At 39.8% G+C, this 15,630-nt stretch carries 10 protein-coding genes, 1 tRNA gene, 2 rRNA genes and 1 other annotated feature; of the genes, 4 read left to right on the top strand and 9 right to left on the bottom strand.

Going from position 1 to position 15,630, the window contains the following annotated elements; genetic code table 11:
• Nucleotides 1–79: 79 nt before the first annotated feature.
• The 3 genes from G7081_RS02320 to G7081_RS02310 form a co-directional block, all read right to left on the bottom strand.
• A 23S ribosomal RNA gene (locus G7081_RS02320) occupies nucleotides 80–2,993 on the bottom strand.
• Between the two features lie 211 nt (nucleotides 2,994–3,204).
• Nucleotides 3,205–3,277: transfer RNA gene (locus G7081_RS02315), tRNA-Ala, on the bottom strand.
• 73 nt (nucleotides 3,278–3,350) lie between these two features.
• Nucleotides 3,351–4,909 (bottom strand): 16S ribosomal RNA (locus tag G7081_RS02310).
• The 16S and 23S rRNA genes sit together here with 1 tRNA gene alongside, the layout of an rRNA operon.
• A 432-nt stretch (nucleotides 4,910–5,341) precedes the next feature.
• Between G7081_RS02310 and croR the strand changes: the two genes are divergently transcribed.
• The 4 genes from croR to serS all read left to right on the top strand — a co-directional run bounded on the left by croR (nucleotide 5,342) and on the right by serS (nucleotide 10,137).
• The gene (croR, locus tag G7081_RS02305; RefSeq protein ID WP_166007076.1) at nucleotides 5,342–6,031 is read left to right on the top strand and encodes a response regulator transcription factor CroR; all 690 of its coding nucleotides are present in this window, start codon (nucleotides 5,342–5,344) and stop codon (nucleotides 6,029–6,031) included.
• A complete protein-coding gene (locus tag G7081_RS02300) occupies nucleotides 6,021–7,190 on the top strand; it encodes a sensor histidine kinase (RefSeq protein ID WP_166007074.1) in 1,170 nt (389 codons plus the stop codon). The genes croR and G7081_RS02300 overlap by 11 nt, the downstream gene beginning before the upstream one ends.
• A gap of 64 nt (nucleotides 7,191–7,254) precedes the next feature.
• Complete coding sequence (locus tag G7081_RS02295) at nucleotides 7,255–8,535, top strand: serine hydrolase (RefSeq protein ID WP_166007072.1); 1,281 nt, start codon at nucleotides 7,255–7,257, stop codon at nucleotides 8,533–8,535.
• A gap of 45 nt (nucleotides 8,536–8,580) precedes the next feature.
• Nucleotides 8,581–8,796: a binding site (T-box leader), on the top strand.
• Between the two features lie 63 nt (nucleotides 8,797–8,859).
• Complete coding sequence (gene serS / locus G7081_RS02290; protein WP_166007070.1) at nucleotides 8,860–10,137, top strand: serine--tRNA ligase; 1,278 nt, start codon at nucleotides 8,860–8,862, stop codon at nucleotides 10,135–10,137.
• A gap of 38 nt (nucleotides 10,138–10,175) precedes the next feature.
• Here serS and guaB read toward each other — a convergent pair whose 3' ends face one another.
• The 6 genes from guaB to G7081_RS02260 all read right to left on the bottom strand — a co-directional run bounded on the left by guaB (nucleotide 10,176) and on the right by G7081_RS02260 (nucleotide 15,526).
• Nucleotides 10,176–11,660, bottom strand: coding sequence for an IMP dehydrogenase (gene guaB / locus G7081_RS02285; protein WP_166007068.1), 1,485 nt, complete (start codon nucleotides 11,658–11,660; stop codon nucleotides 10,176–10,178).
• Between the two features lie 137 nt (nucleotides 11,661–11,797).
• Nucleotides 11,798–12,493 carry a DUF1129 domain-containing protein gene (locus G7081_RS02280; protein ID WP_238786654.1) on the bottom strand — a complete coding sequence of 232 codons (696 nt, stop codon included), beginning with the start codon at nucleotides 12,491–12,493 and terminating at the stop codon, nucleotides 11,798–11,800.
• Between the two features lie 39 nt (nucleotides 12,494–12,532).
• A complete protein-coding gene (gene ychF / locus G7081_RS02275; RefSeq protein WP_166007064.1) occupies nucleotides 12,533–13,633 on the bottom strand; it encodes a redox-regulated ATPase YchF in 1,101 nt (366 codons plus the stop codon).
• A 41-nt stretch (nucleotides 13,634–13,674) separates the two neighbouring features.
• Nucleotides 13,675–13,860: a DUF951 domain-containing protein gene (locus G7081_RS02270; RefSeq protein WP_166007062.1), complete on the bottom strand. Its 186-nt coding sequence runs from the start codon at nucleotides 13,858–13,860 to the stop codon at nucleotides 13,675–13,677.
• Nucleotides 13,861–13,881: 21 nt separating this feature from the next.
• Nucleotides 13,882–14,769, bottom strand: a complete 888-nt coding sequence (locus G7081_RS02265) for a ParB/RepB/Spo0J family partition protein (RefSeq protein ID WP_166008368.1) — start codon at nucleotides 14,767–14,769, stop codon at nucleotides 13,882–13,884.
• Nucleotides 14,759–15,526 carry a ParA family protein gene (locus tag G7081_RS02260; protein ID WP_166007060.1) on the bottom strand — a complete coding sequence of 256 codons (768 nt, stop codon included), beginning with the start codon at nucleotides 15,524–15,526 and terminating at the stop codon, nucleotides 14,759–14,761. The genes G7081_RS02265 and G7081_RS02260 overlap by 11 nt, the downstream gene beginning before the upstream one ends.
• Nucleotides 15,527–15,630: the final 104 nt, after the last annotated feature.

Raw genomic sequence — 15,630 nt, 5'->3', positions numbered from 1 at the left:
TTTTCTTTTGAGTAATTGCTCACTCAAAACTGGATAATTAAGTTTAATCAAAACATTCCTTGAATCCTACGTTTAATTCTTGGTTAAGTCCTCGACCGATTAGTACTAGTCCGCTCCATACATCACTGTACTTCCACTTCTAGCCTATCTACCTGATCGTCTCTCAGGGGTCTTACTTTCCGAAGAAATGGGAAATCTCATCTTGAGGGGGGCTTCACGCTTAGATGCTTTCAGCGTTTATCCCGTCCACACGTAGCTACCCAGCAATGCCCTTGGCAGAACAACTGGTACACCAGCGGTGTGTCCATCCCGGTCCTCTCGTACTAAGGACAGCTCCTCTCAAATTTCCTACGCCCGCGACGGATAGGGACCGAACTGTCTCACGACGTTCTGAACCCAGCTCGCGTGCCGCTTTAATGGGCGAACAGCCCAACCCTTGGGACCGACTACAGCCCCAGGATGCGACGAGCCGACATCGAGGTGCCAAACCTCCCCGTCGATGTGGACTCTTGGGGGAGATAAGCCTGTTATCCCCAGGGTAGCTTTTATCCGTTGAGCGATGGCCCTTCCATGCGGAACCACCGGATCACTAAGTCCGTCTTTCGACCCTGCTCGACTTGTAGGTCTCGCAGTCAAGCTCGCTTATGCCTTTGCACTCTACGAATGATTTCCAACCATTCTGAGCGAACCTTTGAGCGCCTCCGTTACTCTTTAGGAGGCGACCGCCCCAGTCAAACTGCCCATCTGACACTGTCTCCCACCACGATTAGTGGTGCGGGTTAGAATGGCCATAACACAAGGGTAGTATCCCACCAACGCCTCAACCAACACTAGCGTGCTGGCATCTAAGGCTCCTACCTATCCTGTACATGTGTCACAGACATTCAATATCAAACTACAGTAAAGCTCCATGGGGTCTTTCCGTCCTGTCGCGGGTAACCTGCATCTTCACAGGTACTAAAATTTCACCGAGTCTCTCGTTGAGACAGTGCCCAAATCGTTACGCCTTTCGTGCGGGTCGGAACTTACCCGACAAGGAATTTCGCTACCTTAGGACCGTTATAGTTACGGCCGCCGTTTACTGGGGCTTCAATTCTGAGCTTCGCCGAAGCTAACCCATCCTCTTAACCTTCCAGCACCGGGCAGGCGTCAGCCCCTATACGTCATCTTTCGATTTTGCAGAGACCTGTGTTTTTGATAAACAGTCGCTTGGGCCTATTCACTGCGGCTGGTCCGGAGACCAGCACCCCTTCTCCCGAAGTTACGGGGTCATTTTGCCGAGTTCCTTAACGAGAGTTCGCTCGCTCACCTTAGGCTACTCGCCTCGACTACCTGTGTCGGTTTGCGGTACGGGCAGTAATCATCTAACTAGAAGCTTTTCTTGGCAGTGTGACATCGGAAACTTCGGTACTTAATTTCCCTCCCCATCACAACTTGTTCTTAAAAGAGTAAGCATTTGACTCACCCTAAAACTCATTGCTTGGCCGTGCACTTCCATTCGCACGGATTTCTTAGCCTACTGCGTCCCTCCATTGGTCAAACAATAATTACTGGTACAGGAATATCAACCTGTTGTCCATCGCCTACGCCTATCGGCCTCGGCTTAGGTCCCGACTAACCCTGGGAGGACGAGCCTTCCCCAGGAAACCTTAGTCATACGGTGGACAGGATTCTCACCTGTCTTTCGCTACTCATACCGGCATTCTCACTTCTAAGCGCTCCAGTAGTCCTCACGATCTACCTTCAACGCCCTTAGAACGCTCTCCTACCAATGCACCTAATGGTGCACTCCACAGCTTCGGTAATATGTTTAGCCCCGGTACATTTTCGGCGCAGGGTCACTCGACTAGTGAGCTATTACGCACTCTTTAAATGGTGGCTGCTTCTAAGCCAACATCCTAGTTGTTTATGCAACCCCACATCCTTTTCCACTTAACATATATTTTGGGACCTTAGCTGGTGGTCTGGGCTGTTTCCCTTTCGACTACGGATCTTATCACTCGCAGTCTGACTCCCGGATATGAATATATGGCATTCGGAGTTTATCTGAATTCGGTAACCCGAGATGGGCCCCTAGTCCAAACAGTGGCTCTACCTCCACAATTCTTAATCCGAGGCTAGCCCTAAAGCTATTTCGGAGAGAACCAGCTATCTCCAAGTTCGATTGGAATTTCTCCGCTACCCACAGCTCATCCCCGCACTTTTCAACGTACGTGGGTTCGGTCCTCCAGTGCGTTTTACCGCACCTTCAACCTGGCCATGGGTAGATCACATGGTTTCGGGTCTACGACAACATACTCATTCGCCCTATTCAGACTCGCTTTCGCTACGGCTCCGACTCTTCATCTTAACCTCGCATGCTATCGTAACTCGCCGGTTCATTCTACAAAAGGCACGCTATCACCCATTAACGGGCTTTAACTTGTTGTAGGCACACGGTTTCAGGATCTATTTCACTCCCCTCCCGGGGTGCTTTTCACCTTTCCCTCACGGTACTGGTTCACTATCGGTCACTAGAGAGTATTTAGCCTTGCGGGATGGTCCCCGCGGATTCCGACGGAATTTCTCGTGTTCCGCCGTACTCAGGATACTCATAGGTGTGCAGTCCATTTCGCCTACGGGGCTTTTACCCACTACGGCTGACCTTTCCAGGTCGATTCGACTATCAACTACAGCTACCATATTTGAGTCCTACAACCCCAAGAAGCAAGCTTCTTGGTTTGGGCTCTTACCGTTTCGCTCGCCGCTACTAAGGTAATCGAATTTTCTTTCTCTTCCTGCAGGTACTTAGATGTTTCAGTTCTCTGCGTCTCACCTCATATACCTATGTATTCAGTATATGATGACAGCCTATAACAGCTGCCGGGTTTCCCCATTCGGAAATCTCTGGATCATAGCTTACTTACAGCTCCCCAAAGCATATCGGAGTTAGTCCCGTCCTTCATCGTCTTCTAGTGCCAAGGCATCCACCGTGCGCCCTTATTAACTTAACCTATGTTGCTAACAATGATGTTAGACTTTCAGTTTCCACTCTGTAGCGATACAGGCTCCACTGATCCTTTAAACAGCGTTTTGAACTTTGTTTAAAAACTCTTATGAATAGCACTAAAGTACTATCACAACGCGGTGTTCTCGGTTTGTTTTGATTAATTTCTTTAACTATCCAGTTTTCAATGAGCAAATGTTGACAACCAACGTTGTCAATGGAGCCTAGCGGGATCGAACCGCTGACCTCCTGCGTGCAAAGCAGGCGCTCTCCCATCTGAGCTAAGGCCCCTAATTTTAAGAGTAGACCTCTCAAAACTGAGCAAAGTAAGAACGAACCTGTAGGATTCCGTTATATTCCTTAGAAAGGAGGTGATCCAGCCGCACCTTCCGATACGGCTACCTTGTTACGACTTCACCCCAATCATCTATCCCACCTTAGGCGGCTGGCTCCAAAAGGTTACCTCACCGACTTCGGGTGTTACAAACTCTCGTGGTGTGACGGGCGGTGTGTACAAGGCCCGGGAACGTATTCACCGCGGCGTTCTGATCCGCGATTACTAGCGATTCCGGCTTCATGTAGGCGAGTTGCAGCCTACAATCCGAACTGAGAATGGCTTTAAGAGATTAGCTTGGCCTCGCGACCTTGCGACTCGTTGTACCATCCATTGTAGCACGTGTGTAGCCCAGGTCATAAGGGGCATGATGATTTGACGTCATCCCCACCTTCCTCCGGTTTGTCACCGGCAGTCTCGCTAGAGTGCCCAACTTAATGATGGCAACTAACAATAGGGGTTGCGCTCGTTGCGGGACTTAACCCAACATCTCACGACACGAGCTGACGACAACCATGCACCACCTGTCACTTTGTCCCCGAAGGGAAAGCTCTATCTCTAGAGTGGTCAAAGGATGTCAAGACCTGGTAAGGTTCTTCGCGTTGCTTCGAATTAAACCACATGCTCCACCGCTTGTGCGGGCCCCCGTCAATTCCTTTGAGTTTCAACCTTGCGGTCGTACTCCCCAGGCGGAGTGCTTAATGCGTTAACTGCAGCACTGAAGGGCGGAAACCCTCCAACACTTAGCACTCATCGTTTACGGCGTGGACTACCAGGGTATCTAATCCTGTTTGCTCCCCACGCTTTCGAGCCTCAGCGTCAGTTACAGACCAGAGAGTCGCCTTCGCCACTGGTGTTCCTCCATATATCTACGCATTTCACCGCTACACATGGAATTCCACTCTCCTCTTCTGCACTCAAGTTCCCCAGTTTCCAATGACCCTCCCCGGTTGAGCCGGGGGCTTTCACATCAGACTTAAAGAACCGCCTGCGCTCGCTTTACGCCCAATAAATCCGGACAACGCTTGCCACCTACGTATTACCGCGGCTGCTGGCACGTAGTTAGCCGTGGCTTTCTGGTTAGATACCGTCAAGGCGGGAACAGTTACTCTCCCACTTGTTCTTCTCTAACAACAGAGTTTTACGATCCGAAAACCTTCTTCACTCACGCGGCGTTGCTCGGTCAGACTTTCGTCCATTGCCGAAGATTCCCTACTGCTGCCTCCCGTAGGAGTCTGGGCCGTGTCTCAGTCCCAGTGTGGCCGATCACCCTCTCAGGTCGGCTATGCATCACGGTCTTGGTGAGCCATTACCTCACCAACTAACTAATGCAGCGCGGGTCCATCCTTCAGTGACACCGTAAAGCGTCTTTCATAGTTTCACCATGCGGTGAAACCAATTATGCGGTATTAGCATCTGTTTCCAAATGTTATCCCCCGCTGAAGGGCAGGTTACCCACGTGTTACTCACCCGTCCGCCACTCTTCTCATATGAACTGGTGCAAGCACCGGTTCGGAGAAGCGTTCGACTTGCATGTATTAGGCACGCCGCCAGCGTTCGTCCTGAGCCAGGATCAAACTCTCAATAAAAGTTTTGATTGTTTCTTTCGAAACAGCTCATTTGTTGTTTGCTAGCGAATGTTACTTCACTTACGTTTTTATAAAAAACGTTAAAATTTAGTTTGTTGTCTCAACTAATGAGAACAACATCCTACACGTTTGGTTCGTCTTACTTTGTTCAGTTTTCAAAGGTCTATTCTGTCGTTCGGGCTGTGCCTTAGCGACTTAATCATAATAACAAGATTAGTTGACTCTGTCAACAAAATATTAAGAAAAAAACAAATTAATTTTTATTCTATTTTAAACGTCTGTTTTAAAATATTTTTTTGCACATTTATCCTTGTATTATATTTATAAAGTTTTCTTTAAAAGAACTACCAAGTATTCTTGTTTTTATCTTTTTAATTAATTATTTGGTAAACTAAGAGTATCTTAATATTATATTAATTGGGGGATTAGGTTATGAAAATTTTAGTTGTAGATGATGATAAAGAAATTGTTGAATTACTTTCTATCTATTTAAAAAATGAAGGTTATGATTGCATTAAAGCATACGATGGCAAAGAAGCGTTATCAAAAATAAGAACAGATGATGAAATAGAGTTAATGATTCTTGATGTCATGATGCCAGAAAAAGATGGCATGCAAGTTGTTAAAGAGGTTCGCAAAGAATCTTCCTTACCTATTATCATGTTAACTGCTAAATCCGGTGATTTAGATAAAATTCACGGCTTAGTTGCAGGTGCGGATGATTATGTGACAAAACCATTTAATCCGTTAGAAGTCATGGCTCGTGTCAAATCTTTATTACGTCGTTCAACAAAACAAGTTACTAATGATCAACCCGATACCATTCAAGCCGGATCATTAACAATTGTGAAAGATTCACATGAAGTTACTACTGAAGATGGAAAAGAAATACAGTTGACTGCTCTTGAATTTGGAATACTTTATCTTCTTGCTAGCAATCCGAACAAAGTGTTCAGTGCCGACGAAATTTTCGAACGCGTTTGGCAACAAGAAAGTGTTGTATCGGCAAAAACCGTAATGGTACATGTTAGTCATTTACGAGATAAAGTTGAAGAAGCTACTAACGGTGAAAAAGTCATCCAAACAGTATGGGGTGTTGGTTATAAAATCAATGGAAAATAATAACGTCGCTAAGTCATCGCGCATAACGTTAACATCTAAAGAAAAAAGCGAACTAATAATAGAAGGATTTATTACGATTATTATTTTACTTCTATTAAATATTGCCATAGCATCTGTTTCAAAACTACTGATTGATGACAGTTTAACAATTCAGAATTTAATTTTTGGAATCAAAGAGGTACTTGTTAAGACTTTTTTCAGCAACTCATTTTATTCTCTTAAAAAATTTGTTTTTTTTATTATGTTGGTTATTGATGTTTTAATTGTTTACTGGCGTCTAATTAGACGTTACCGACAAATGCAGCTGAGACATATTATCACAGAACTTCACTTTATCGCTGATGGTAATTATAATCATCGGATTCCCTTTGAATTAAGTGGTGATTTAGGAAAAGTTATCGACAGTGTTAACGGTTTGGTAGATAGTACTGTTGAGGCTATTGAAGAAGAACGTCGAATTGAAAAGTCAAAAGATGAACTGATCACTAATATTAGTCATGATATCAGGACTCCACTAACTTCTGTTATTGGTTTTTTAGGTCTAATTGAGCAAAATAAGTTTTCTTCTGAAGAAGAACTCTTCCGCTATAGTCATACCGCCTATACAAAAGCACAACAGATGAAAGTCCTTGTTGATGATTTATTTGAATACACGAAAGTGAGACAATCAAGCGCTCCTGTCTCACTGTCTATTTTCGACCTAAATCAACTACTCAATCAGTTGACTGCTGATTTTGAAATAGAAGCTACAAATCATGGCTATTCAATTGCTGTTGATTCAAAAGAAAAATCAATTATTATTGAAGCTGATCCCGAAAAGCTTGTTAGACTCTTTAATAATTTAATATCCAATGCCCTTAAATATGGAGTCGGTGGAAGCAAAATCATACTTGAATCCTATACTAATGAGGGAAATGCCATCATTACTGTAAAAAATAATGGTCAACCTATTCCTAAAGAAGCACTAGCACAATTATTTGAGCGTTTTTACCGTGTAGAAGAGTCTCGTTCCAAAGCAACAGGAGGTAGCGGCTTAGGCCTAGCGATTGCTGAAAGTATCGTACTTCTTCACAACGGTGCTATTAGGGCATCTTCGAATGACGAGTGGACTTCATTCACGATTACAATCCCATTAAAACAAAGTAGTGGACACGTTTAGTTGCTAATATCTGTCATTCCTTGATATACTTTTAAACGATTTGAAAAAGACAGGAGAATTCCAAATGAATTGCTTGATGAAACACCTTAAGACTATGATTGCAGTTTTTGTTATTTCTGCAACATCACTCGTACCTTTTATTAGTTTTGCCGAGGAAGATAACTTCAATGTTGAAGCTAAAGCAGCAATCGTAATTGATGCTGATACAGGGAAAATTTTTTACGAAAAAAACTCAGATCAACCTCTTCCAATTGCATCAATGACAAAATTAATAACTCTCTACATTGCTATGGAAGCAATTGAAAATGGGAAATTAAACTGGGATGATCAAATAGAGATTAGTGATCACTTATTAAAAATTAGTCATAATATGGAGCTATCCAACATTGCTTTTACTAAAGGACAAACCTATAGCGTTCGTGACTTGTTTAATGCCAGTGCAATTGTATCTGCCAACGCAGCTGTAACTGCCTTAGCAGAAAAGATCGCAGGGACAGAAAAAGATTTTGTTGATTTAATGAGAAAAAAAATGGCTATTTGGGGAATCACAGATTCCTACTTAATATCTACTTCTGGAATTAACAATGACTCCGCAGAAGGTCGTATTTATCCCGGAAGTAAAGCAGATGAAGAAAATCTTGCCTCTGCAAAAGATATGGCTATTGTTGCAAGACATTTAATAAACGACTTTCCTGAAATTCTAGATATAACTAAAGAGCCACAAGTTGTATTTGCCAAAGATACTGACGATGAAACAATCATGGAAAGTACAAATTGGATGTTGCCGGAAAAACCTAACTACCGACCTGGTGTTGATGGTCTTAAAACCGGTACAACAGACTTAGCTGGCGAGTGTTTTGCTGGAACGTTTACCGATGGCAATACAAGAATCATTACTATTATTATGAATTCTGATAATTCTGAAGAACAGGAAGATGCAAGGTTTATTGAAACAGATAAATTAATTGATTACGTATATAACAATTGGGAATTCAAAGTTTTATACAAAAAAGGAGATGTCGCTGGTTCTCAACATGTTAAGGGTGGCATTGACAGATTAACCCCTGTTCTACTTGATGAAGAGATTTCAAGTTGGGTTAGAATAGGAACAGATAAATCTACCTACCCAATTGAAATAAATAAAACCGAATTAAGTGCCGGCTTAGATAAAGGTAAGTTTGCAGGAACAGCAAGAGTTGATTTAAATGATAACGAATTGGGATCGGTTGAATCACAAAATAATGAAAAAAACTTTAAATTAATTACCAAAGAGCCAGTTGAAAAAGCTCCTTGGTACACACTAGTTGGTCGTTCGATTAGCGATTTCTTTAAAAAGCTAATCTAGCAAATTGACTTTTATTAAATACTTAGGTATTCTTAAGTCAATCAGATATTTCAATTCTTTGAGAATTAGTAATTTGAATTTCTTTTACAGAGAGCTAGCGGTTGGTGTGAGTTAGTATTGAAACCAAATGAATCCATCTCATTATAGTAAACGAAGAAATAATTCGTTTCGGCAAACAACCGTTATCCGTTAATCAAGTGCAATATAAAATATTATATTGAATTTGGGTGGTACCGCGAATAAAGTCTTTTCGTCCCAAGGAAGTAACATTCCTTTTGACGTGAAGACTTTTTTAATACACTTAATTAAATAGGAGGAAATAATATGTTAGATACTAAATTAATTCGCCAAAATCTTGAAACTGTTACACAAAAATTAAAAACTCGTGGGGTTGATGAAGCCGTCTTAACAAACTTTATTGATCTTGATAAAGAACGCAGAAATCTTCTAGTACAAGTAGAAGATAAAAAGAAAACTCGTAATGAAGTTTCTGAGCACATTTCAACATTAAAACGCCAAAAAGAAGATGCTCAACAGTTTATTAACGAAATGAAAACGTTGAGTGAAGAAATTAAAGAAATGGATGCTCGCTTAACCGAACTTGACAAAAAAATTGAAGATATTGCAGCAGGTCTTCCAAACATTCCCCACGATTCAGTTCCTGTTGGTGTCGATGAAGAAGACAATGTTGAAGTACGTAAATGGGGAACACCAAAAGAGTTTCCATTTTTAGCTAAGCCACACTGGGAAATTGCTGAAGAATTAGATATTCTTGATTTTGAACGTGGAGCAAAAGTATCTGGAAGCCGGTTCTTATATTACAAAGGAATGGGTGCTCGCTTAGAACGTGCTATTTATAATTTCATGTTAGATACACACACTAGTGAGCATGGTTATAAAGAAATGTTAACTCCATATATGGTTAATAGTGCTTCAATGTATGGTACTGGGCAATTTCCTAAATTTAAAGAAGATGTATTCCAGCTAGAAAATAGCGACCTTACTTTAATCCCGACGGCAGAAGTCCCATTAACAAACTTTTATCGTGATGAAGTTATTCCAACTGAAGACTTACCTGTTTATTTCACAGCGCTTAGCCCTTCATTCCGTTCAGAAGCTGGTAGTGCTGGTCGTGATACTCGTGGACTAATTAGATTACACCAGTTCAACAAAGTTGAAATGGTTAAGTTCACAGACGCTGACACATCTTATGATGAATTAGAAAAAATGACTGAAAACGCTGAAAATATCCTTAAAAAATTAGACTTACCATACCGTGTGTTAGCACTATGTACTGGCGATATGGGGTTCAGTGCCGCAAAAACTTATGACTTAGAAGTTTGGATTCCGGCTCAAGATACTTATCGCGAAATTAGTTCTTGTTCTAACTGCGTTGATTTCCAAGCTCGTCGTGCTAAAATTCGTTACCGTAACACCGATGGTAAGTTGCAATTAGCACACACACTAAACGGATCTGGATTAGCCGTTGGTAGAACCGTGGCAGCAATTTTAGAAAATTACCAAAATGAAGATGGGTCTGTAACAATTCCTGAAGCTCTTGTTCCATACATGGGCGGCGTAACAAAAATCACTAAAAATTAATACAAAAAAAGCTGACTAATTAAAGTCAGCTTTTTTTATTATGATTCAACAGAATAATTAGGTGCTTCTTTTGTAATATACACATCATGTGGATGAGATTCTTTCAAACCAGCACCACTCATTTGTACGAACTGAGCATCATCACGTAAACTTTGTAAATTAGCCGCTCCAACATAACCCATACCAGATTTTAATCCACCAATTAATTGGAAAATAATATCAGCCACACTTCCTTTATAAGCAACACGACCTTCAATTCCTTCTGGTACTAATTTATTGGCTTCATTTGTACCGCTTTGGAAATAACGGTCACTTGACCCTTTTTCCATAGCACCTAATGAACCCATACCACGGTATGTTTTAAAACGACGTCCTTGATAAATTTCGAACTCACCTGGTGATTCATCAGTTCCAGCTAACATACTACCCAACATTGCAGCATGTCCACCAGCAGCTAAAGCTTTAACTACATCACCAGAATACTTAATACCACCATCAGCAATAATCGTACGATTATACTCACGTGCAACTTCAGCGGCATCATAAATCGCCGTCAATTGTGGCACCCCAACACCTGCAACAACACGTGTTGTACAAATCGAACCTGGTCCGATACCCACTTTAACGACATCTACGCCAACCTCATATAAAGCACGTGTTCCCTCTGCTGTTGCAACATTACCTGCGATTAAAGTAGTATCAGGGAATGTTTCACGGATTTCTTTGATTTTACGAATAACACCAGCACTATGACCATGTGCTGTATCAATGATAATAGCATCTACTCCTGAGTCTATTAATGCTTGAGCACGCTCAAATGTATCTGTTGTGACCCCAACAGCTGCAGCTACTAACAAACGACCATGTTCATCTTTCGCAGCATTTGGAAATTCAATGACTTTTTCAATATCTTTAATTGTAATTAATCCACTTAAACGATTTTGATCGTCAACAATTGGCAATTTTTCAATTTTATGTTTTTGTAGAATTTTTTCAGCATCACGTAAGTTTGTCCCAACTGGTGCAGTTACTAAATTTTCTTTAGTCATGACATCTGCAATCAATTGTTGATAATCAGTAATGAAACGTAAATCACGATTTGTTAAAATACCTACTAATTTACGACTCTCTAAGGATTCTACTACTGGAACACCACTAATTTTGTATTTAGACATTAATTCTTCAGCATCGGCAACTAAATGTGAAGGTGTTAAATAAAAAGGATCAATAATAACGCCACTTTCAGAACGTTTAACTTTTCTAACTTCTTCAGCTTGTTGCTCAATACTCATGTTTTTATGAATAACACCTAACCCACCTTGTCGTGCCATAGCAATTGCCATTTTACTGTCGGTTACTGTATCCATACTCGCACTGATAAACGGAATATTTAAGGTAATGTTTTTCGCTAATTTAATACTCATATCCACTTCATTTGGTAATACATGACTCTCTGCAGGAATTAATAAAACATCATCAAATGTTAGACCTTTTTTAACAAATTTCGTTTCCCAATTAGACATTTACCCATCTACCCCTTTGTTTTTATTTTTAATTAAAAAAATACCAAATTTTTGACCATTAGTCAAGTTGTTTTACTGTTTCTTCTGATTAATAAACGTTATAAAAAAAGTCTCATATTAAATATGAGACATTCAACCTATCTTGTTAGAATACTACCTCTAATACCAAATTTTTTCTTTATTAAATATCTTACTAAAAATACTGCTGCAGCAAGAACAATATAAGCCACATTAGACAGGGTTATATTAATACTTGGTGGAATTAATCCTGCAAACATAAAAATTGTAATCCAGACTAAAAGAATCGCAACCATAATAAACATTGACTTTAATGCTCCTGGGCGACCTGTTTGATCTGCACCTGGACGGTCAAAACGATAAACAAATTTATAAATTAAATAGAACGCATAACCACCTGATATTGAAGCCACTAAAATAGTTAATAAGCCTTGATTTTGACTATTAGCCGGTGTTTTAGAAAACATCGGGATTACTCCTGCCATAAATGTTAAGAAAACAAATAATAGCAAACTATTATCTAACCACATTTCTTTTAAACTTGATTCTTTTTGTGATTTTGGTTTATTGATAATCAAGTCAGACCGCTCAGTAACCGTTCCAAACAACTGGCGAGCCGTTTGACCTGTTCTTTGCCCATTTACTAATTCTGGGAGAATTACATTTAGTTCCTTAGCCAGATCAATTTCTGAAAGATTGGCTGCTATTAGAGCTTTTTTTAAATCAAAAACATATTGTTCATTTCTTTTTGTTAACTGTTTTTCTAACTCTCTATTCTCAGCAACCTGATCTCTAATTTGTTCTATTTCCATCATTTTCCCTCCTGATTCAAATGATTAGCAAATTCATTCAGATTAAACATTAAAACGGAATAACATAACATCGCCATCTTGAACGACATAATCTTTACCTTCAAGACGCACACGTCCAGCTTCTTTGGCTGTTGACATACTTCCATGTTCCTTTAAATCTTCATAAGAAACTGTTTCAGCTCTAATAAACCCTCGTTCAAAATCTGAATGGATAACACCCGCACATTGAGGTGCTTTCATGCCTTTTTTAAAAGTCCAAGCACGAACTTCTTGCACACCAGCTGTAAAATAAGTGGCTAGTCCCAGCAAGTCATATGCAGCACGAATTAGTTGATCCAAACCGGATTCTTCAATTCCTAAAGCTTCTAAAAACTCAGATTTATCTTCATCATCAAGTTCAGCAATTTCTTCTTCGGCTCTTGCACAGACAGTAATGACTTCAGAGTTTTCACTAGCTGCAAACTCTCTTACTGTCTTAACATAATTATTATTTTCAACATCTGAAACTTCATCTTCTGCAACGTTAGCTACGTATAAAACCGGTTTCGTTGTTAAAAGGAATAAGCTACTTACTAATGGTTTTTCATCTTCTGTAAATTCAATGCTGCGTGCTGATTTACCTTCCTCTAAAACTGGTTTAATTTTATCAAGAATCGCTAATTCAGCTAATGCATCTTTATCTTTTGTTCTTGCAATTTTAGATACTCGCGCATGACGTTTTGAAACAGAGTCTAAATCGGCTAAAACTAACTCTAAGTTAATTGTATCGATATCTGCTAGTGGGTCAACACGACCTTCAACGTGAGTGATGTTTTCATCATCAAAACAACGAACAACATGACAAATGGCATCTACTTGGCGAATGTGACTTAAAAACTGATTCCCCAACCCTTCACCTTTACTTGCACCACGGACAATTCCTGCGATATCAGTAAATTCAAATGTTGTTGGCACTGTTTTTTTAGGTTGTACTAATTCTGTCAATTTTTGTAAACGCTCATCTGGTACTTCTACCATTCCAACATTCGGGTCAATTGTTGCAAACGGATAGTTTGCTGCTTCTGCTCCCGCTTTAGTAATTGCGTTAAATAATGTTGACTTTCCAACGTTAGGTAAGCCAACAATTCCTGCTGTTAATGCCATCTGTATTCCCACTCTTTCATTATTTAATCAAAAGGTCCTAACTAATCAGCCTTTTTTTCTAATACTTTTTTTATTTTTTTATCAAAATCACGCCTCGACATCATCACAATATGCTGACATTGAACACATTTGATTTTAATATCCATCCCCATGCGAATAATTTCCCAACGATTTGTTTGGCAGGCATGTGGTTTTCTCATTTCTACAATGTCGCCCAATTGATACACGTTGTATCCTCCACTCACATATTAGTCATCAAAATGAACATCTAAAATATCTAAAATTCTCGTTAAATCATCTGAAGATAAGTATTCAATTTCAATTTTACCTTTACCCGCTTTTTCTTGAATCAATACAGCTGTACCAAACTTATCCATTAATCGCTCTTCGCTTTCACGAATATAATATGGTTTTGGCTTAGCAATTTTAGGTTTATTAGACGCTGGTGCTCCTGCTTCGTCATTCATTCGGGATACTAGTTCTTCTAGTTGTCTAACTGTTAATTCTTCTTTAATCGCTTTGTTTGCTACGACTACAATTTGTTCTCTATTTTTCAGCCCAAGCAAAGTACGCGCTTGTCCCATAGATAAATCTTCTTGTTGCAACATTTTTTTCACTTGATCTGGTAAAGAAATCAAACGTAAATGATTGGCAATATATGGTCGACTTTTACCAAGTTTTTCGGCAAGTTCAGCTTGTGTTAAATTAAGGTTTTTCATTAGCATATCATATGCTTCAGCTTCTTCAAGCGGGTTTAAATCTTCACGTTGTAGATTTTCTAAAACGGCCACTTGCATCATTGACGCTTCATCAAATTCACGAATAATCGCCGGAATCGTTTCTTTACCAGCTAGTTTAGAGGCTCTAAAGCGACGCTCACCAGCAATTATTTCATATCCTTTAACCCCAGATTTTCTAACAATAATCGGTTGAAAGACACCGGTTTGTTTGATTGATTGTGCTAACTCATCCAGAGCGGCTTGGTCAAATGTTTTTCGTGGCTGGTATGGATTTGGACGTAGTTCTGAAATGTTTAATTCCTGAACATTATCTTTTTTCACATCCACATCTTCTAATGCAGAAAAATCTTGAAATAGTGCGTCAATACCCCGACCTAGTCCTTTATTATTTTTCACCATGAGCCAACACTTCCTTTGCTAAAGATTGATAAGCTTCTGCTCCTTTAGAGCGTTCATCATAGTCAATAATTGACAGACCATGACTAGGTGCTTCTGATAACCGGACATTTCTAGGAATCATTGTATCGTAAACTCTTTCAAGAAAATATTTACGAACTTCTTCAATGACCTCGGCACCTAAGTTTGTGCGCGCATCATACATCGTTAATAAAACACCTTCAATTTTTAAGTTTGCATTAAAGTGTTTTTGAACTAAACGTACTGTATTCAATAATTGGCTTAATCCCTCCAATGCATAATACTCGCATTGTACTGGAATCAAAATTGAGTCGCTTGCTGTAAACGCATTTATTGTTAAATGCCCCAAAGATGGTGGACAGTCAATTAAAATAAAATCATATTTATCTTTAATTTCATCAATTGCAGATTTCAACCGTGTTTCACGTGCCATCATTGGTGTTAATTCAATTTCTGCCCCAGCTAATTGAATCGTAGCTGGCACAATATCCAAACCTTCACGAGATGTTGCTTGAATAACCGTTGACATAGGTGTTTCATTAACTAAAACATCATAGACATCTTCATCTACATCTGATTTTTTTACACCAATCCCGCTTGTTGCATTCCCTTGTGCATCGATATCAATAATCAAAACTTTTTTATCATTATGTGCTAAGGCTGCTCCTAAATTAACGGTTGTCGTTGTCTTACCAACACCACCTTTTTGGTTCGCCACTGAAATGATCCGTGCCATACTTTTTCCTCCGATTCTCGCTCAAAAAATATTATAGTTATTTTGTAGTCTTTATTAGGTTAATTGTATCATAAACCCAACCATATTACCTAGTACTCACTAAT

Source organism: Vagococcus coleopterorum (assembly GCF_011303955.1).
Taxonomy (GTDB): Bacteria; Bacillota; Bacilli; order Lactobacillales; family Vagococcaceae; genus Vagococcus_D; species Vagococcus_D coleopterorum.
The sequence above is the reverse complement of the archived record's forward strand: the minus strand, read 5'-3'. Positions and strand labels throughout refer to the sequence as shown.

What these genes read in the sequence shown, in the direction of transcription:
- croR (WP_166007076.1), top strand. Translation starts at nt 5,342, where the DNA reads ATGAAAATTTTAGTTGTAGATGATGATAAAGAAATTGTTGAATTACTT.
- G7081_RS02300 (WP_166007074.1), top strand. Translation starts at nt 6,021, where the DNA reads ATGGAAAATAATAACGTCGCTAAGTCATCGCGCATAACGTTAACATCT.
- G7081_RS02295 (WP_166007072.1), top strand. Translation starts at nt 7,255, where the DNA reads ATGAATTGCTTGATGAAACACCTTAAGACTATGATTGCAGTTTTTGTT.
- serS (WP_166007070.1), top strand. Translation starts at nt 8,860, where the DNA reads ATGTTAGATACTAAATTAATTCGCCAAAATCTTGAAACTGTTACACAA.
- guaB (WP_166007068.1), bottom strand. Translation starts at nt 11,660, where the DNA reads ATGTCTAATTGGGAAACGAAATTTGTTAAAAAAGGTCTAACATTTGAT.
- G7081_RS02280 (WP_238786654.1), bottom strand. Translation starts at nt 12,493, where the DNA reads ATGATGGAAATAGAACAAATTAGAGATCAGGTTGCTGAGAATAGAGAG.
- ychF (WP_166007064.1), bottom strand. Translation starts at nt 13,633, where the DNA reads ATGGCATTAACAGCAGGAATTGTTGGCTTACCTAACGTTGGAAAGTCA.
- G7081_RS02260 (WP_166007060.1), bottom strand. Translation starts at nt 15,526, where the DNA reads ATGGCACGGATCATTTCAGTGGCGAACCAAAAAGGTGGTGTTGGTAAG.